The sequence below is a fragment of the Paraburkholderia sp. J76 genome (genome assembly GCF_905220295.1).
Taxonomy (GTDB): domain Bacteria; phylum Pseudomonadota; class Gammaproteobacteria; order Burkholderiales; family Burkholderiaceae; genus Paraburkholderia.
The window spans coordinates 138400-154860 of sequence record NZ_CAJMZJ010000018.1 but is presented as its reverse complement, the minus strand read 5'-3'; the positions used below and the strand labels follow the sequence as shown (position 1 = coordinate 154860).

Below are 16461 nucleotides of genomic sequence, written 5' to 3'. Positions count from 1 at the left end.
CTCGCTGCATCCGTCACAGGGACATCGAACAGCGAAGGGGGCGAATCTTAGCGCTCCGCGCGGCACGGCGCAAGGGGGCGGCGAGAAATATTCGACCCGCCCTCATCAAGCGGATGCCGCCGAAGCGTCACTTGTTCTTGAATGCGGGCTTGCGCTTCTCGACAAAAGCCGCCATCCCTTCTTTCTGGTCTTCCGTCGCGAAGAGCGAATGGAACATGCGGCGCTCGAAGTGCACGCCCTCCGCAAGCGTAGTTTCATAAGCGCGGTTCACCGACTCCTTCGCCATCATGACCGCGGGCAAAGAGAATTCGCAGATCGTCGTCGCCGCCGCGAGCGTTTCGTTCAGCAAATCCGCCGCTGGAATCACTCGCGATACAAGCCCGGCTCGCTCCGCCTCTTCCGCGCCCATCATCCGCGCGGTCAGACACAGGTCCATTGCCTTTGCTTTCGACACCGCGCGCGGGAGACGCTGCGTACCGCCCGCTCCCGGAATCACACCCAGCTTGATTTCCGGCTGGCCGAACTTCGCCGTGTCTGCGGCGAAGATCATGTCGCACATCATGGCCAGTTCGCAGCCACCACCGAGCGCGAAACCCGCAACCGCAGCGATGATCGGCTTGCGAATCGAGCGGATCGTCTCCCAGTTGCGCGTGATGTAGTCGCCTTTGTACACATCCATGAAGGTATAGGTCGCCATCATCCCGATGTCGGCGCCCGCGGCGAACGCTTTTTCGCTACCCGTGATGACGATCGCGCCAACGCCCTCGTCCGCGTCGAACGCCTTGAGTGCGGCACCCAGTTCGTCCATGAGCGCATCGTTCAGTGCGTTTAGCGCCTTGGGCCGGTTCAGCGTGATCAGTCCGACCTTGCCCCGCGTCTCTACCAGGATGTTTTCGTACCCCATAGCTCCTCCTTCCATATAAAGAAAGTCCCCAAAAAATTTTTTACGCCGAACTTTGACTAATGCTAACATTGCCCAACCAACCGGTCGGTCAATTAATTGACACGGGCCCCGTCCATCCTCTCTATCAACGTTGAGCCATGACCCATTCGCTGTTCGCCAAGCACGAGGGCGCGCTTCAAAAAGCGCTCGCCGCCATCGAGACCCGTGGCTACTGGAGCCCGTTCGCCGAAATGCCTAGCCCCAAAGTGTACGGGGAAACCGCTAGCGCAGATGGCGAAGCCGCGTTCAAGGCCCACCTGAATCGCACCTTTGAACTCGATCAGCCGTCGACCGGCGAAACCGTCGGCAGCGAGGCGTCGCCGTTCGGCTTCGCGCTCGGCACGCGCTACCCGAAATCGACGCCGGACGAGTTGATCAAAGCCGCACAGAAAGCCCAGCGCGACTGGCGTGCGGCCGGCCCCCAGGCATGGGCGGGCGTGAGCCTGGAGATACTCGAACGCCTGAACCGGGCGAGCTTCGAGATCGCGTTCAGCGTGATGCACACGACCGGCCAGGCGTTCATGATGGCCTTCCAGGCAGGCGGCCCGCACGCCCAGGACCGCGCGCTCGAAGCCGTCGCCTACGCGTACGCCGAGCTGCGCCGCATTCCCGCGGACGCGCACTGGGAAAAGCCGCAAGGCAAGAACCCGCCGCTCGCGATGCAAAAGCGCTTCACCATCGTGCCGCGCGGCACCGGCCTCGTGCTCGGCTGCTGCACGTTCCCGACCTGGAACGGCTATCCCGGCCTCTTCGCCGATCTCGCTACGGGCAATACCGTGATCGTCAAGCCGCACCCCGGCGCGATCCTGCCGCTCGCGATCACCGTGCGCATTGCGCAAGAAGTCCTGCGTGAAGCCGGCTTCGATCCGAACGTCGTGACGCTGCTCGCAACCGATCCCAACGACGGCGCGCTCGTACAGCAACTCGCACTGCGCCCCGAGATCAAGCTGATCGACTTTACGGGCAGCACGCAAAACGGCAACTGGCTCGAGCGCAACGCGCATCAGGCGCAGGTCTACACGGAAAAGGCCGGTGTGAACCAGATCGTGATCGATTCCGTCGACGACCTGAAGGCCGTAGCCCGCAACATTGCATTTTCGCTCTCCCTTTACTCGGGCCAGATGTGCACGGCCCCGCAGAATATTTATGTGCCGCGCGACGGCATCCGCACCGCCGACGGTCAAATGAGCTTCGAGGCCGTCGCCCAGGCCATTGCCGGCGCGGTCCAGAAGTTCGTGTCCGACCCGGCGCGCGCCGTGGAAGTGCTCGGCGCAATCCAGAACGAAGGCGTGACGGCCCGCATCGACGAAGCCCGCAAGCTCGGCACCGTGCTCGCCGACAGCCAGACGCTGGAGCACCCGCAATTCGCCGGCGCACGCGTGCGCACGCCGCTCGTGCTGTCGCTAGACGCAGCCCGCGACGCCGCCCAGTTCACGCGCGAATGGTTCGGCCCGATCTCGTTCGTGATCGCCACGGATTCGACCGCGCAGTCGCTCGAACTGGCAGGCGTTACCGCGCGCGACCACGGCGCGCTCACGCTCTCGGTCTACAGCACGGACGACGCCGTGATCGAAGCTGCACACGAAGCGGCCATCACCGGCGGCGTGGCGCTCTCGATCAACCTCACGGGCGGCGTATTCGTGAACCAGTCGGCTGCATTCTCGGACTTCCATGGCACCGGCGCGAATCCCGCGGCGAACGCCGCGCTCGCCGACGCCGCCTTCGTGGCAAACCGCTTCCGCGTAGTTCAGAGCCGCGTTCATGTTGAACCGAAAGCGGCCCCCGCGGTAGCCGGCTGAACGGCCTATGCCGTTCGGCCGAATGGCGCCCGATTGTCCCTCCCACTAGCATGCAAGGTGTGAGTGCACTTCTGCGCTCACGCCGCAGGAACCCGAGATGACCGAAGCCTACATCTGCGACGCGATTCGCACCCCATTCGGCCGCTACGGCGGCGCCCTCAAGGATGTCCGCGCGGACGACCTCGCCGCCGTGCCCATCCGCGCGCTCGTCGAGCGCAATCCAGGCGTCGACTGGAGCGCGCTCGACGACGTGCTTTACGGCTGCGCCAACCAGGCCGGCGAAGACAATCGCAACGTCGCGCGCATGGCCGCGCTGCTCGCGGGCCTGCCGACCGAAGCGCCGGGCGGCACGCTCAACCGGCTCTGCGGTTCGGGCCTCGACGCTGTCGGCAGTGCGGCGCGCGCGATCAAGGCCGGCGAAGCGCGCCTCATGATCGCGGGCGGCGTGGAAAGCATGACGCGCGCGCCGTTCGTCATGGGCAAGGCGGCGTCGGCGTTCTCGCGCGAAGCCGCCATCTACGACACGACCATCGGCTGGCGCTTCGTCAACAAGCTGATGAAGCAGCAGTACGGCGTCGATTCGATGCCGGAAACGGCGGAAAACGTCGCGGAAGAATTCGGCATCAACCGAGCCGATCAGGACGCGTTCGCGCTGCGCAGCCAGCAGAAAGCAGCGCGCGCGCAGAAAGACGGGACGCTCGCGCAGGAAATCGTAGCGGTCGAGATTGCGCAAAAGAAGGGCGACCCGGTTCGCGTGACGCTCGACGAGCACCCACGTGAAACCTCGCTCGAATCGCTCGCCAGGCTCAAGGGTGTCGTGAAGCCGGACGGCACGGTCACCGCGGGCAACGCCTCGGGCGTCAACGACGGCGCCTGCGCCCTGTTGCTCGCCAATGAAGCGGCCGCGAAGCAGTACGGCCTGCGTCGCCGCGCACGCGTGCTGGGCATGGCGACCGCTGGCGTCGCGCCGCGCATCATGGGCATCGGCCCCGCGCCCGCTACGCAGAAACTGCTCAAGCAGCTTGGCATGACGCTGGACCAGTTCGACGTGATCGAACTCAACGAGGCATTCGCCTCGCAAGGCCTCGCCGTGCTGCGCGCACTCGGCATTGCCGACGACGATCCGCGCGTGAACCCGAATGGCGGCGCGATTGCGTTGGGCCACCCGCTTGGCGCGTCGGGCGCGCGTCTCGTCACGACCGCGCTCCACCAGTTGGAACGCACGAACGGACGCTTCGCGCTTTGCACGATGTGCATCGGTGTCGGCCAGGGGATTGCCCTCGCGATCGAACGCGTCGAGGCGTAACGAGCGCAGTATCGACCGGCCGCCGGGCGATACGTTCGGCGGTTCCAGACAGCTTTGCATGGGACAGGAGACACCCGATGCCCTACGATGCGATCCGCGTCGAAATCGACGCTTCCACTCGCGTGGCCACGATCACGCTGAACCGTCCGGACAAGCTCAACAGCTTCACGCGCGCCATGCACCGCGAGCTTGTCGCCGCGCTCGACGAAATCGCCGCAGCGGGCGCGCGCGCCCTCGTGCTGACGGGCGCTGGCCGCGGCTTCTGCGCGGGACAGGATCTCGCCGATCTCGACTTCACGCCCGGCGCGATGACCGATCTCGGCGACCTCATCGACGAGCATTTCAATCCGCTGATCAAGCGCCTGCAAGCGCTGCCGATGCCCGTGATCGCAGCCGTCAACGGCACCGCGGCCGGTGCGGGCGCGAATCTCGCGCTCGCCTGCGACCTCGTGCTCGCCGCGCGCTCCGCCAGCTTCATTCAGGCGTTCGTGAAAATCGGCCTCGTGCCCGATTCCGGCGGCACGTGGTTTCTGCCGCGGCGCGTGGGCATGGCGCGCGCGCTCGGGCTCGCCATGACCGGCGAAAAACTCAGCGCGGAAAAGGCGGAGAGCTGGGGCCTCGTCTGGCAGGTGACCGACGACGCGGAACTCGCGCAAACGGCCGGCGCGCTCGCCGCACGTCTCGCGCAGCAACCCACGCGCGCCCTCGTCGCCACGCGCGAAGCGTTGCGCGCATCGGCCACGAACACGCTCGACCAGCAACTCGATCTCGAACGCGATCTGCAGCGCGAACTGGGCGCGTCTTACGACTATGCGGAAGGCGTGCAAGCCTTCATCGAAAAACGCGCACCGCACTTCGAGGGCCGCTGAGATGTCCACGCAATTCTCGCAACTGCCGCAGGAAAACAGTGTGTCGGCCGACGAACTCGCCCGCGCGACCGCACAGGCGATGTACGAATCCGACGGCTGCACCCGCGCGCTCGGTATGGAGCTTATCGAAGTGCGCGCCGGTTACGCGCGGCTCTCCATGGCCGTGCGGCCCGAGTTTCTCAACGGTCATCAAACCTGCCACGGCGGGATGATTTTCTCACTCGCGGATTCGGCATTCGCCTTCGCGTGCAATTCCTACAACATCAACACCGTCGCAGCCGGCTGCTCGATCGAGTTTCTGCGTCCGGTTCTGCGCGATGAAGTGCTGACCGCCGAAGCCGTTGAACAGGTGCTATCGGGACGCAACGGGGTGTACGACATCCGCGTGACGAACCGCGCGGGCGAAACCGTCGCGCTTTTTCGAGGCAAATCCGCGCAGATTCGCGGCAATGTCATTCCAGTCGCAACGTGAAGCGGGTTTCCCCTTCTCGATTCCCCACGCGTCACGAGTAAAGTTCCTAAGATCCAGGAGACACCCATGAGTACCACGCTGCCGCTCGAGTCCATCGAAAAGGCGAGCCGCGACGAGCTTGCTGCGCTGCAGCTCGAGCGCCTCAAATGGTCGCTGAATCACGCTTACGAGAATTCGCCGGTCTATCGCCGCAAGTTCGACGAAGCCGGCGTGCATCCGTCGCAGGTCCAGTCCCTCGCCGATCTCGCGCGCTTCCCGTTCACCACGAAGAAGGATTTGCGCGACAACTATCCCTTCGGCATGTTCGCCGTGCCGCAGGACCAGATTTCGCGTATCCATGCGTCCTCGGGTACGACGGGCAAGCCGACCGTGGTGGCCTACACGGCGCGCGACATCGACACCTGGGCGAATCTCGTCGCGCGCTCCGTGCGGGCCGCGGGCGCACAGCGCGGCGACAAGGTGCATATCAGCTACGGCTACGGTCTTTTTACGGGCGGCCTTGGCGCACATTACGGTGCGGAACGCGCGGGCCTCACCGTGATTCCGTTCGGCGGCGGCCAGACCGAGAAGCAGGTGCAGCTTATCCAGGACTTTCGCCCCGACATCATCATGGTTACGCCGAGCTACATGCTCGCGATCGCCGACGAAATGGAGCGCCAGGGTATCGACCCGGCCACATGCTCGCTGCGCATCGGCATCTTCGGCGCGGAGCCGTGGACCAACGACATGCGCAGGGCCATCGAAGAGCGCATGGGCATCACGGCGGTCGACATCTACGGTCTTTCGGAAGTGATGGGCCCGGGCGTCGCCTCGGAATGCGCGGAGACGAAAGACGGCCCGACGATCTGGGAAGATCACTTCTACCCCGAGATCATCGACCCTGAAACCGGCGAAGTGCTGCCCGACGGTGAATTCGGCGAACTCGTCTTCACCTCGCTCACCAAGGAAGCGCTGCCCATCATCCGTTACCGCACGCGCGACCTCACGCGTCTGTTGCCGGGTACGGCGCGCACCATGCGCCGCATGGAAAAGATCACGGGCCGCTCGGACGACATGCTGATCATTCGCGGCGTGAACGTCTTTCCCACGCAGATCGAGGAACTGCTGCTCAAGCAGCCGGCCCTCGCTCCGCACTATCAGATCGTCCTGACGAAGGAAGGTCCGATGGATGTGATGTCGCTCAACTGCGAGCCGTGCCCGGAAGCCGCGCCCGACTATGGCGCGCTCGACGCGGCGAGCCAGGCGCTCGCTTACGACATCAAGGCGCTGATCGGCGTGACGTGCAAAGTGAACGTGCTGGAAGTGAACGGTATCGAGCGCTCGGTCGGCAAGGCGAAACGCGTGATCGACAAGCGGCCGAAATAACGGCGGCGCCTGACAAACCCAACGCCAACCCGCAGCAAAGAAAAAGCCGGCGCACTGACCACGGCGCCGGCTTTTTCACTCCACGTGCCCGCGGCAAATGCAGCCGCGATCACGAGTTCGGGAACAACAGCCACATGCGGCCGCCCTGCTTCATCTTCCCGGCAAGATCGCCGGCGTCGTCGCCGAGGCCCCAGAAGTAGTCGGCGCGCACGCCGCCCTTGATCGCCGTGCCCGTGTCCTGCGCGAACACGAGCCGGTTGAGCGGCGTGTTCGTGAGCGGCCGCGTGGTCTGGAGAAAGACCGGCGTGCCGAGCGGAATCGACGACGGATCGACAGCAATCGAGCGCTCCGGCGTGAGCGGTACGCCAAGCGCACCGATCGGGCCATCGGCACCGCCCTGCGTATCGCCCTCGGAACCGCTCATTTCGCGGAAAAACACGAAGCGTGGATTGGTGTCGAGGAGCGCGTCCACGCGCGTCGGGTTCGCGCGCGCCCACGCCTTGATGCCCTGCATGGTCGCCTGCGCGGGCGTGAGTTCGCCGCGGTCGAGCAGCCAGCGCCCGATCGACTTGTACGGCTGGTTGTTGGTGCCGCCAAAGCCCACACGCATGACGCTGCCGTCTTCCATCACGACACGCCCCGAGCCCTGCACCTGCAGGAAGAACGCTTCGATCGGGTCGTCCACCCACACCAGCTCGTTGCCGTTGAGTACGCCCGAGCGTTCGAGTTGCGCGCGCGCGGGCATCGCAGCGCCCGGACGATAGCCGGACGGCCAGCGATACAGCGCGGTCTGATAGATGCCGTGACGCGTGCGCGACCCGTGCAGCAGCGGCTCGTAGTAGCCGGTCACGAGGCCGTCCAGCGTGCCGTCGTTATTGGCGAACTGATAGGGCGTGAAAAACGTTTCGAAGAAGGTACGCGCGCTCGAAGCGTCGAGGTCGTCGAGTTGCGAGGCGGCCGAGCACGCGCGCTGCCAGCGAGGATCGCGCGCGAGGCGCGTGCAGTTCGCGCGCAGCGCCGCGGTCACGCCGATCAGCGAATCGTCCTGCCATCCCGGCACCTGCCGCCACGCGACAGGCGTGAGACGCTGCGCGGCGAGTTGCGAGGGCAGCGTGGGCGTCCCCTTGGGCGGCGCGTTGCGCACGTAGCTCGGCCCCCCACATGCGGCCAGCAAAGCCGCCAGCGAAACGGCGCCCAACCAGCCACCCATGCGGGTAACTGCGCGGGCAGCTACGCGGGCAACTACGCGGACACCCCCGCGCCGAAGCGCCGACCCCGCGCGATATCGCGCCTTTGTGAATCCCGGCATCACCGAGACATCGAGACCGGAATCGGCGTCAAAATCACGCCTACAATATTGGCTCTCGATGGATGCCACCATGTCAGAACTGCTCGACGAATACCCGATGCTCATGTTTGGTCTGGAAGCGCTCCTTGCGCTGTTCCTGCTGATTTTCATCGTTGTGTGGACCGCCTCGGGCAGGAAGAAACAAGCCTCGCAGGACAATCGGCGTCAGGACTAGCAGACCCCAGATTCGCCCTGGGGTTCAATCGCGCGGTTCAATGCAGCGTGCGCGGCATGCGCAGCACGAATTCCGGTACCGGCGCCTCGAAGCGCTCGGCGTCTTCGGCCACGCAAAAGTACTCGCCGCGCATGGTGCCCACGGGGGTCGCGATCACGGCCCAGCTCGTGTATTCGAACTGCTCGCCCGGCTTCAGAAGCGGCTGATGGCCGACCACGCCGAGCCCCTTGACTTCCTGCACGTGATTTTCGCTATCGGTGATCACCCAGTGGCGCGCGATCAACTGGGCGCTCACCTGACCGGTATTACGAATGGTCAGCGTGTACGCGAAGGCATATTGCCGCCGCTCCGGGTCCGATTCTTCGGGCAGGTAGCGCACCTGCGACGTCACGCTGAATTCGTACTGGCTCATCCTTGTTCCATTCGCTTGGGCGCGGGTGCCGGGTCCGTTGACTTGAGACGCCCGCGCAGCAAGGCGCTCGCGAGCGCGCCGCGATGCGCGGCACATGGTTTGGCATTCTGCTTGATGCAACCCGCACCCGCAACCCGGCGCCACACCCGCCAGCCGCCGCGATAGCGTCGGCTACTGACGGTAAAATGCGGTTTTTCCGACAGCTTTCCGATGGCCGCCATGACGCAATTCCGCATCGCCCCCAGCATCCTCTCCGCCGACTTCGCGCGTCTTGGCGAGGAAGTCCGCAACGTCGTCGCTGCCGGCGCCGACTGGATCCATTTCGACGTGATGGACAACCATTACGTGCCGAACCTCACCATCGGCCCGCTGGTGTGCGAGGCGATCCGCCCGCACGTGAGCGTGCCCATCGACGTGCATCTGATGGTGCGTCCGGTCGACCGCATCGTGCCCGATTTCGCCAAGGCCGGCGCGAACCTCATCAGCTTCCACCCGGAAGGCTCGGATCACATCGACCGCACGCTCTCGCTGATCCGCGACCACGGCTGCAAGGCGGGCCTCGTGTTCAACCCGGCCACGCCCCTGAACTATCTCGACCACGTGATGGACAAGCTCGACCTCGTCCTCATCATGTCGGTGAATCCGGGCTTCGGCGGCCAGTCGTTCATTCCCGAGGCGCTCAACAAGCTGCGCGAGGCGCGCGCGAAGATCGACGCCTACACAGCGCGCACGGGCCGCGAGATTCACCTCGAAGTGGACGGCGGCGTGAAGGTGGACAACATCGCCGAAATCGCTGCGGCAGGTGCGGACACCTTCGTGGCGGGCTCGGCGATCTTCGGCAAGCACGACTACAAGACGGTGATCGACGAAATGCGCGCGCAGCTCGCGAACGTGGCAAGCGCCGCAACCGCGAAATGAACGCCCCCGTCAAAATCACCGCGCCGCGCATCGAGGCGGCGCTGATCGACCTCGACGGCACGATGGTCGACACCGCCGACGACTTCGCGGCCGGCCTGAACGGGATGCTCGCGCAGCTCGACGCCGAAGAAACCACGCGCGAAGAAGTGATGGGCTACGTGGGCAAGGGCTCGGAGCACCTGATTCGCAGCGTGCTGGCGCCGCGCTTCGCCGCCGACAACGTGGAGGCGCGCTTCGACGAAGCGCTCGCGCTCTACCAGGACGAGTACGCGAAGATCAACGGCCGCCACACGCATCTCTATCCGGAGGTCGAAGCGGGCCTCGCCGCGCTGCGCGACCAGGACATCAAGCTCGCGTGCGTGACCAACAAGCCGCACCGTTTCGCCGTTGAGCTTTTGCAGCAATATGGCCTCGCGAAGTACTTCGACGTGGTGATCGGCGGCGACAGCCTGGCGATGAAGAAGCCCGACCCGCTGCCGATGCTCACGGCGTGCGAGCGCCTGGGCGTGCCACCCGCAGCGGCCGTGGCGATCGGCGATTCGGAGAACGATGCGATTGCGGGCCGCGCGGCCGGCATGGCCACGCTCACGGTGCCCTACGGCTACAACCACGGCCAGCCTGTACACAAAATCGAATCGGATGGTATAGTTGCCACGCTGCTCGATGCCGCCAAGGCGGTCGCAGCGCACAATGATCTGACTTAAGTTCTCAACTGAACGTCAACTATCCTCATGTTTCTGAATAAAAAACGGAGTCTGAGCACGATCGACCGGGGAGCCTGGCCCTGGCGTCGCTGGTCGCGCTAACCTCACCCGAGGTTCGCTGAAGTTGCGTATTCGTTTGGCTTCAGCACCGTTTTTTACTTCGCTGCGCACTCGCGCGTGTCTCGACTCTAAACTGTTGCGGTAATCCGTCGGCTGGTCTGCCGTGGGCTTTCGTTGTCCTTGCGTGTCGTTTCGCCGTTCGCGGCGAGCTGCGCAAGGCGCGAGCGGCTACGCCCCGCCTTCCGCCGATTTACCGCACGCCGGCCCGGCAAGCGCTTTCCATGTGTTTATCGGGCCGCACGAGCGAGCGCCAGCGGCCATCTAGCACTCGAAAACAAACGCCTCGCGCTCACCGCGCGCCCCGTTTTGAGCCGCACTGGGCCCGCACCCGCCGCGACCGGCAGCACGAACAGGATCGGAACATGACCGAACTCGAATTTCAGTCTCTCGCCAACGAGGGCTACAACCGCATCCCGCTGATCGCCGAAGCGCTCGCCGATCTCGAAACGCCGCTCTCGCTGTACCTGAAGCTCGCGCAGGCTGAGCGCGGCGGCGCCAACTCTTTCCTGCTGGAATCCGTGGTGGGCGGCGAGCGCTTCGGGCGCTACTCGTTCATCGGCCTGCCCGCTCGCTCGCTGATCCGCACGCGCAATGGCGTCTCGGAAGTCGTGCGCGACGGCCAGGTGATCGAGACGCACGAGAGCGATCCGCTCGAATTCATCGCGAAGTACCAGGCGCGGTTCAAGGTCGCACAGCGTCCGGGCCTGCCGCGCTTCTGCGGCGGCCTCGCCGGCTACTTCGGCTATGACGCGGTGCGCTACATCGAGAAAAAGCTCGCCGATACCTGCCCGACCGACGACCTCGGCCTCCCCGACATCCAGTTGCTGCTGACCGAGGAAGTCGCGGTCATCGACAATCTCGCGGGCAAGCTCTACCTGATCGTCTACGCCGATCCGCAAACGCCCGAGGCTTACACGAAGGCGAAGCACCGCCTGCGTGAACTCAAGCAACGCCTGCGCACTACCGTGCAGCCGCCGGTCACGAGCGCGAGCGTGCGCACCGAAACGTTCCGCGAATTCAAGAAGGACGATTACCTCGCGGCCGTGCGCAAGGCGAAGGAATACATCGCGGCGGGCGAACTCATGCAGGTGCAGGTGGGCCAGCGCCTCACGAAGCCGTATCGCGACAATCCGCTTTCGCTTTACCGGGCGCTGCGTTCGCTGAACCCGTCGCCATACATGTATTACTACAACTTCGGCGAATTCCACGTGGTGGGCGCGTCGCCGGAAATTCTCGTGCGCCAGGAAAAGCGCGGCGAGGATCGCATCGTGACGATCCGTCCTCTTGCGGGCACGCGCCCGCGCGGCAACACGCCCGAGCGCGACGCCGAACTCGCCACGGAACTGCTCAACGACCCCAAGGAAATCGCCGAGCACGTCATGCTGATCGACCTCGCGCGCAACGACGTGGGCCGCATCGCCGAAATCGGCTCGGTGACCGTGACCGACAAGATGATCATCGAAAAGTACTCGCACGTGCAGCACATCGTGAGTTCGGTGGAAGGCAAGCTCAAGCCCGGCATGAACAATTTCGACGTGCTGCGCGCCACGTTCCCGGCCGGCACGCTTTCGGGCGCGCCGAAGGTGCGCGCGATGGAACTCATCGATGAACTGGAGCCGGTGAAGCGCGGCCTCTACGGCGGTGCAGTGGGCTACCTCTCGTTCAACGGCGAAATGGATCTCGCCATTGCGATCCGCACGGGCCTCATCCACAACGGCAATCTGTACGTGCAGGCGGCCGCGGGCGTGGTGGCGGATTCGGTGCCCGAGTCCGAATGGCAGGAAACCGAGAACAAGGCGCGCGCCGTGCTGCGCGCCGCCGAGCAGGTGCAGGACGGCCTCGACAGCGACTTCTGAGCGGAGAAAAGACCATGTTGCTCATGATCGACAACTACGATTCGTTTACCTACAACATCGTCCAGTACTTCGGCGAACTCGGCGAAGACGTCCGCACGTATCGCAACGACGAAATCACGCTCGACGAGATCAAGCAGCTCAACCCCGCGCGCATCTGCCTTTCGCCGGGACCGAGCAACCCGCAGCACGCGGGCATCACGCTCGACGTGCTACGTGAATTCGCAGGCAAGGCGCCGATTCTCGGCGTGTGTCTCGGGCATCAGGCCATTGGCGAAGCGTTCGGCGGCCGTGTCGTGCGCGCGAAAACCATCATGCATGGCAAGGTGAGCCAGATCGAAACCGACTGCAAAGGCGTGTTCGCCGACCTGCCGAAGCACTTCAACGTCACGCGCTATCACTCGCTTGCAATCGAGCGCGAATCGCTGCCCGACTGCCTCGAAGTGTCCGCATGGACCGACGACGGCGAAATCATGGGCGTGCGTCACCGCGAGATTGCGGTGGAAGGCGTGCAGTTCCATCCCGAATCGATTCTCTCGGAGCACGGCCACGCGCTGTTCGAGAACTTTCTGAAGCAAACCAAGAGCGCGTAACCGGAGGCGACCATCATGATTACCCCGCAGGAAGCGCTCCAGCGCACGATCGAGCATCGCGAGATTTTTCACGACGAGATGCTTCACCTCATGCGCCTCATCATGCGCGGCGAGCTTTCGCCCGTGCTCTCGGCCGCCATCATCACCGGCCTGCGCGTGAAGAAGGAAACCATCGGCGAGATCACGGCCGCCGCGACGGTCATGCGCGAGTTCGCGAATCACGTCGAGGTGAAGGACAACTCGAACTTCATCGACATCGTCGGCACCGGCGGCGATGGTTCGCACACCTTCAATATTTCCACGGCGTCGATGTTCGTGGTCGCCGCGGCGGGCGCGAAGGTCGCCAAGCACGGCAACCGCGGCGTGTCGAGCAAGTCGGGCAGCGCGGACGTGCTCGAAGCGCTCGGCGTGAACATCGACCTGCAGCCGGACCAGGTGGCCGCGTCGATCGCCGAAACGGGCATGGGCTTCATGTTCGCGCCCAACCATCATCCCGCGATGAAGAACATCGCCGCCGTGCGCCGCGAACTGGGCGTGCGCACGATCTTCAACATCCTCGGGCCGCTGACGAATCCTGCCGGCGCGCCGAATCAGTTGATGGGCGTGTTCCACCCCGACCTCGTCGGCATTCAGGTGCGCGTGATGGAGCGTCTGGGCGCGAAACACGTGTGCGTGGTGTACGGCAAGGACGGCATGGACGAGGTGTCGCTCGGCGCGGCCACGCTCGTGGGCGAACTGAAGGACGGCAAGATTCGCGAGTACGAGATCCACCCCGAAGACTTCGGTATGCAGATGATCTCGAACCGCTCGCTCAAGGTCGAAAATGCCGACGAGTCGAAGGCCATGTTGCTCGGCGCGCTCTCGAACGAAGCGGGCACGCCGCGCGAGATCGTCGCGCTGAATGCAGGCACGGCGCTCTACTCCGCCAACGTCGCGAACTCCATCGCCGAAGGCATCGCGCTTGCGCGCGAAACGCTCGCCAGCGGCCGCGCGCGCGCCAAAGTCGACGAACTGGTACGCTTCACGCAACAGTTCAAACGCTGATCCCGCACCGTTTTTGCCTCCGAACATCATGAGTGACATCCTCGAAAAGATCATTGCGGTCAAGCGCGAAGAAGTACGCGCTGCCGAGCAGAGCGCCCCGCTCGAAGAACTGCGCCTGCAAGCGAGCACGCGCGACTTGCGCGATTTCGTCGGCGCCTTGCGCGCGAAGCACGACAACGGCCAGGCCGCCGTGATCGCCGAAGTGAAGAAGGCGAGCCCGTCGAAGGGCGTGCTGCGCGAAAACTTCCAGCCCGCCGAAATCGCGAGGTCGTACGCCGAAGGCGGCGCGGCCTGCCTCTCGGTGCTCACCGACGTGCAGTTTTTCCAGGGCAGCGTGGCGTACCTCGAAGCCGCGCGCGCCGCGTGCAATCTGCCGGTGCTGCGCAAGGACTTCATCGTCGATCCGTATCAGATCGTCGAAGCGCGCGCGATGGGCGCCGACGCGATCCTGCTGATCGCCGCCGCGCTGGAGCCCGGCGAAATGCGCGACCTGGAAGCGCTCGCGCATTCGCTCGGCCTCGCGGTGCTCGTGGAAGTGCACGACCGCGAGGAACTCACGCACGCGCTCACGCTGAAGACGCCGCTCATCGGCATCAACAACCGCAACCTGCGCACCTTCGAAACCACGCTGGATACGACCATCGGCATGCTCGACGACGTGCCCGAAGACCGCATCGTCGTGACCGAATCGGGCATTCTCTCGCGTGCGGACGTCGAGAAAATGCGCGCGCTTTCCGTGCACACGTTCCTCGTGGGCGAAGCGTTCATGCGCGCCGCGCAGCCGGGCGCGGAACTCGCCCGCATGTTCTTCTGAGCGCGCGACGCGATGGGTATCGAACGCGAAATCAAGCTCGCTCTGCCGCGCGATCAGGTGGATGCGGCGCTGCGTCTTTTCGAAACGCGCGCCGGTAAGCCCGGTCACGCCATCAAGCTCGAAAACATTTACTTCGACACGCCGGCGCTCGCGCTCGCTCGCGCAAAAAGCGCGCTGCGCCTGCGCCGCGCGCCCGAAGGCTGGCTGCAGACGTTCAAGACCGTGGGCGCGGCGCAAAACGGGCTGCACGCGCGGCACGAATGGGAAATGCCGGTGGCGGGCGAAGCGCTCGAAGTCGACAGGCTGCTGCACGAGTGCGACGAAGCCGGTGTTTCGACGGCGCTTTCCGACGCGGCCGCGAGCCTGATTCCGCTCTTTCGCACCGACTTCACGCGCACGCTGTGGATGCTCGAGGTCGATGGCGCGCAGGTGGAAGCGGCCGTCGATCAGGGCGAAGTCACCGCGAATGTGAACGGTGAGACGCGCCGCGCGCCCATCTGCGAAATCGAACTCGAACTGAAGGCGGGCGACGAAGCGGCATTGCACACGCTTGCGGCGGAACTGGCGAAGGCGCTGCCGGGCCTCGCGCCCGACGACATCAGCAAGGCCCAGCGCGGATACAAGCTGCTCGAGGGCTGAAAACGACGCGGCGCCGGATTGAATCGCCGCGCAATTGCTGCGACACTTGCCGCCCATGACCTCCACGAAACGCCCGAGCGTCGCGCTGCCGGTGCAAGCCTCGCTGTTCGACGACGATCCGTCCGGCACGGCTCAAGCCACGCTCGACGAGCCGCCGCTGCCCGAAGTCGATCCGCGTCAGATCACGATCTTTTCGCTGTTCGACGCCGACGAATTTCCGGCGCCCGTGCGCACGCACGCCGTGCTGACTGCCGATATACCCGCCTCCGCCATGCCCAACGAATCCGCCGCGCCGCCGGCCGCCCTCGGCACCACGCGCCTCGAAGACCAGTTCGACGCGCTGCCCGCCGCCTGGCGCGAGTTGCTCGCGCCTTTCATCGCGAGCGACGCCTATGCGCCGCTGTGCCGCTTCGTCGACGAAGCGCGCGCCGACGGCAAGACCGTCTATCCCGCCGATGTGTTCCGCGCGCTGCGCCTCACCTCGCCCGACGACGTGAAGGTCGTGATCCTCGGCCAGGACCCGTACCACGGCGAGGATCGCGGCACGCCGCAGGCGCATGGCCTGGCGTTCTCGGTGCCGCCCGCGGTGCGCCCGCCGCCTTCGCTGCGCAACATCTTCAAGGAGATCGCGTCGAGCCTCGGCATCCAGGCGCCGGCGCACGGCTGTCTCGACGCCTGGGCGCGCCAGGGCGTGCTGCTGCTGAACACGGTGCTCACCGTCGAGCGCGCAAGCGCCGCGAGCCACGCGAAGCGAGGCTGGGAGCGCTGCACCGATACGCTGATCGAGCAACTCGCCGCGCGTCACGAGAATCTCGTGTTCATGCTGTGGGGCGCGCATGCGCAGAACAAGCGCGCGCTGCTCTCGGGCGCGCATTGCGTGCTGGAAGCGCCGCATCCGTCGCCGCTTTCCGCGCATCGCGGCTTTCTCGGCTGCGGGCATTTCGCCCAGGCCAACGACTATCTGCGCGCGCACGGCCGCCAGCCGATCGACTGGCGTTTGCCGGAGGAAGGCCTCGTGCTCGCTTGAACGCCGCTTGCGCCTTGCGCCTTGCGCCGCGCAACGAAAAAACGCCACGAGATCGCTCTC

At 65.1% G+C, this 16461-nt stretch carries 17 protein-coding genes; 13 read left to right on the top strand and 4 right to left on the bottom strand.

Features of this window, described 5'->3' with window-relative positions:
• Positions 1 to 127 precede the first annotated feature (127 nt).
• Positions 128 to 904, bottom strand: a complete 777-nt coding sequence (locus U5768_RS28340) for an enoyl-CoA hydratase (protein ID WP_322033634.1) — start codon at positions 902 to 904, stop codon at positions 128 to 130.
• Between the two features lie 137 nt (positions 905 to 1041).
• On the opposite strand from U5768_RS28340, the gene paaN reads away from it, so the two are divergent.
• From paaN to paaK, 5 genes are all read left to right on the top strand, one after another.
• The gene (gene paaN / locus U5768_RS28335) at positions 1042 to 2742 is read left to right on the top strand and encodes a phenylacetic acid degradation protein PaaN (RefSeq protein WP_322033633.1); all 1701 of its coding nucleotides are present in this window, start codon (positions 1042 to 1044) and stop codon (positions 2740 to 2742) included.
• Positions 2743 to 2839: 97 nt separating this feature from the next.
• Positions 2840 to 4048 (top strand): 3-oxoadipyl-CoA thiolase, encoded by a 1209-nt coding sequence (pcaF, locus tag U5768_RS28330; protein ID WP_322033632.1) that lies wholly within the window; start codon positions 2840 to 2842, stop codon positions 4046 to 4048.
• A 77-nt stretch (positions 4049 to 4125) separates the two neighbouring features.
• The gene (paaG, locus tag U5768_RS28325; RefSeq protein ID WP_322033631.1) at positions 4126 to 4917 is read left to right on the top strand and encodes a 2-(1,2-epoxy-1,2-dihydrophenyl)acetyl-CoA isomerase PaaG; all 792 of its coding nucleotides are present in this window, start codon (positions 4126 to 4128) and stop codon (positions 4915 to 4917) included.
• A 1-nt stretch (position 4918) separates the two neighbouring features.
• Positions 4919 to 5389: a hydroxyphenylacetyl-CoA thioesterase PaaI gene (gene paaI / locus U5768_RS28320; protein ID WP_322033630.1), complete on the top strand. Its 471-nt coding sequence runs from the start codon at positions 4919 to 4921 to the stop codon at positions 5387 to 5389.
• Between the two features lie 66 nt (positions 5390 to 5455).
• Entirely contained in the window at positions 5456 to 6754 is a 1299-nt protein-coding gene (gene paaK / locus U5768_RS28315) for a phenylacetate--CoA ligase PaaK (protein WP_322033629.1), read from the top strand.
• Positions 6755 to 6863: 109 nt separating this feature from the next.
• Here the strand turns inward: paaK and U5768_RS28310 are convergent, their stop codons facing one another.
• The 3 genes from U5768_RS28310 to U5768_RS28295 all read right to left on the bottom strand — a co-directional run bounded on the left by U5768_RS28310 (position 6864) and on the right by U5768_RS28295 (position 8910).
• Positions 6864 to 8213 (bottom strand): murein transglycosylase A, encoded by a 1350-nt coding sequence (locus U5768_RS28310; RefSeq protein ID WP_415913986.1) that lies wholly within the window; start codon positions 8211 to 8213, stop codon positions 6864 to 6866.
• Positions 8214 to 8314: 101 nt separating this feature from the next.
• Positions 8315 to 8689 (bottom strand): Co2+/Mg2+ efflux protein ApaG, encoded by a 375-nt coding sequence (apaG, locus tag U5768_RS28300; RefSeq protein ID WP_028208771.1) that lies wholly within the window; start codon positions 8687 to 8689, stop codon positions 8315 to 8317.
• Complete coding sequence (locus U5768_RS28295; RefSeq protein WP_322033626.1) at positions 8686 to 8910, bottom strand: hypothetical protein; 225 nt, start codon at positions 8908 to 8910, stop codon at positions 8686 to 8688. Before U5768_RS28295 ends, apaG begins: the two co-directional genes overlap by 4 nt.
• Between U5768_RS28295 and rpe the strand changes: the two genes are divergently transcribed.
• From rpe to U5768_RS28255, 8 genes are all read left to right on the top strand, one after another.
• On the top strand, positions 8909 to 9607 hold the full coding sequence (rpe, locus tag U5768_RS28290) for a ribulose-phosphate 3-epimerase (RefSeq protein ID WP_322033625.1): 699 nt from the start codon (positions 8909 to 8911) through the stop codon (positions 9605 to 9607). The genes U5768_RS28295 and rpe overlap by 2 nt on opposite strands.
• Positions 9604 to 10311, top strand: coding sequence for a phosphoglycolate phosphatase (locus U5768_RS28285; RefSeq protein ID WP_322033624.1), 708 nt, complete (start codon positions 9604 to 9606; stop codon positions 10309 to 10311). Before rpe ends, U5768_RS28285 begins: the two co-directional genes overlap by 4 nt.
• Before the next feature lie 482 nt (positions 10312 to 10793).
• Positions 10794 to 12287, top strand: coding sequence for an anthranilate synthase component I (trpE, locus tag U5768_RS28280; RefSeq protein WP_322033623.1), 1494 nt, complete (start codon positions 10794 to 10796; stop codon positions 12285 to 12287).
• A 14-nt stretch (positions 12288 to 12301) separates the two neighbouring features.
• On the top strand, positions 12302 to 12877 hold the full coding sequence (locus U5768_RS28275) for an aminodeoxychorismate/anthranilate synthase component II (protein WP_322033622.1): 576 nt from the start codon (positions 12302 to 12304) through the stop codon (positions 12875 to 12877).
• Between the two features lie 12 nt (positions 12878 to 12889).
• On the top strand, positions 12890 to 13921 hold the full coding sequence (gene trpD, locus U5768_RS28270; protein WP_322033640.1) for an anthranilate phosphoribosyltransferase: 1032 nt from the start codon (positions 12890 to 12892) through the stop codon (positions 13919 to 13921).
• Between the two features lie 28 nt (positions 13922 to 13949).
• A complete protein-coding gene (gene trpC, locus U5768_RS28265; protein WP_322033621.1) occupies positions 13950 to 14735 on the top strand; it encodes an indole-3-glycerol phosphate synthase TrpC in 786 nt (261 codons plus the stop codon).
• 12 nt (positions 14736 to 14747) lie between these two features.
• Positions 14748 to 15374 (top strand): CYTH domain-containing protein, encoded by a 627-nt coding sequence (locus tag U5768_RS28260; protein WP_322033620.1) that lies wholly within the window; start codon positions 14748 to 14750, stop codon positions 15372 to 15374.
• Positions 15375 to 15429: 55 nt separating this feature from the next.
• Positions 15430 to 16401, top strand: a complete 972-nt coding sequence (locus U5768_RS28255; protein ID WP_322033619.1) for a uracil-DNA glycosylase — start codon at positions 15430 to 15432, stop codon at positions 16399 to 16401.
• Positions 16402 to 16461: the final 60 nt, after the last annotated feature.

Bases quoted from the DNA above. Each gene is read 5' to 3' on its own strand.
- paaN (WP_322033633.1), top strand. From the start codon at position 1,042: ATGACCCATTCGCTGTTCGCCAAGCACGAGGGCGCGCTTCAAAAAGCG.
- trpE (WP_322033623.1), top strand. From the start codon at position 10,794: ATGACCGAACTCGAATTTCAGTCTCTCGCCAACGAGGGCTACAACCGC.
- U5768_RS28260 (WP_322033620.1), top strand. From the start codon at position 14,748: ATGGGTATCGAACGCGAAATCAAGCTCGCTCTGCCGCGCGATCAGGTG.
- U5768_RS28340 (WP_322033634.1), bottom strand. From the start codon at position 904: ATGGGGTACGAAAACATCCTGGTAGAGACGCGGGGCAAGGTCGGACTG.
- paaG (WP_322033631.1), top strand. From the start codon at position 4,126: ATGCCCTACGATGCGATCCGCGTCGAAATCGACGCTTCCACTCGCGTG.
- U5768_RS28285 (WP_322033624.1), top strand. From the start codon at position 9,604: ATGAACGCCCCCGTCAAAATCACCGCGCCGCGCATCGAGGCGGCGCTG.
- paaK (WP_322033629.1), top strand. From the start codon at position 5,456: ATGAGTACCACGCTGCCGCTCGAGTCCATCGAAAAGGCGAGCCGCGAC.
- U5768_RS28255 (WP_322033619.1), top strand. From the start codon at position 15,430: ATGACCTCCACGAAACGCCCGAGCGTCGCGCTGCCGGTGCAAGCCTCG.
- U5768_RS28295 (WP_322033626.1), bottom strand. From the start codon at position 8,910: ATGGCGGCCATCGGAAAGCTGTCGGAAAAACCGCATTTTACCGTCAGT.
- rpe (WP_322033625.1), top strand. From the start codon at position 8,909: ATGACGCAATTCCGCATCGCCCCCAGCATCCTCTCCGCCGACTTCGCG.
- apaG (WP_028208771.1), bottom strand. From the start codon at position 8,689: ATGAGCCAGTACGAATTCAGCGTGACGTCGCAGGTGCGCTACCTGCCC.
- U5768_RS28310 (WP_415913986.1), bottom strand. From the start codon at position 8,213: ATGAAAATCAGCAGGAACAGCGCAAGGAGCGCTTCCAGACCAAACATG.
- trpC (WP_322033621.1), top strand. From the start codon at position 13,950: ATGAGTGACATCCTCGAAAAGATCATTGCGGTCAAGCGCGAAGAAGTA.
- pcaF (WP_322033632.1), top strand. From the start codon at position 2,840: ATGACCGAAGCCTACATCTGCGACGCGATTCGCACCCCATTCGGCCGC.
- U5768_RS28275 (WP_322033622.1), top strand. From the start codon at position 12,302: ATGTTGCTCATGATCGACAACTACGATTCGTTTACCTACAACATCGTC.
- paaI (WP_322033630.1), top strand. From the start codon at position 4,919: ATGTCCACGCAATTCTCGCAACTGCCGCAGGAAAACAGTGTGTCGGCC.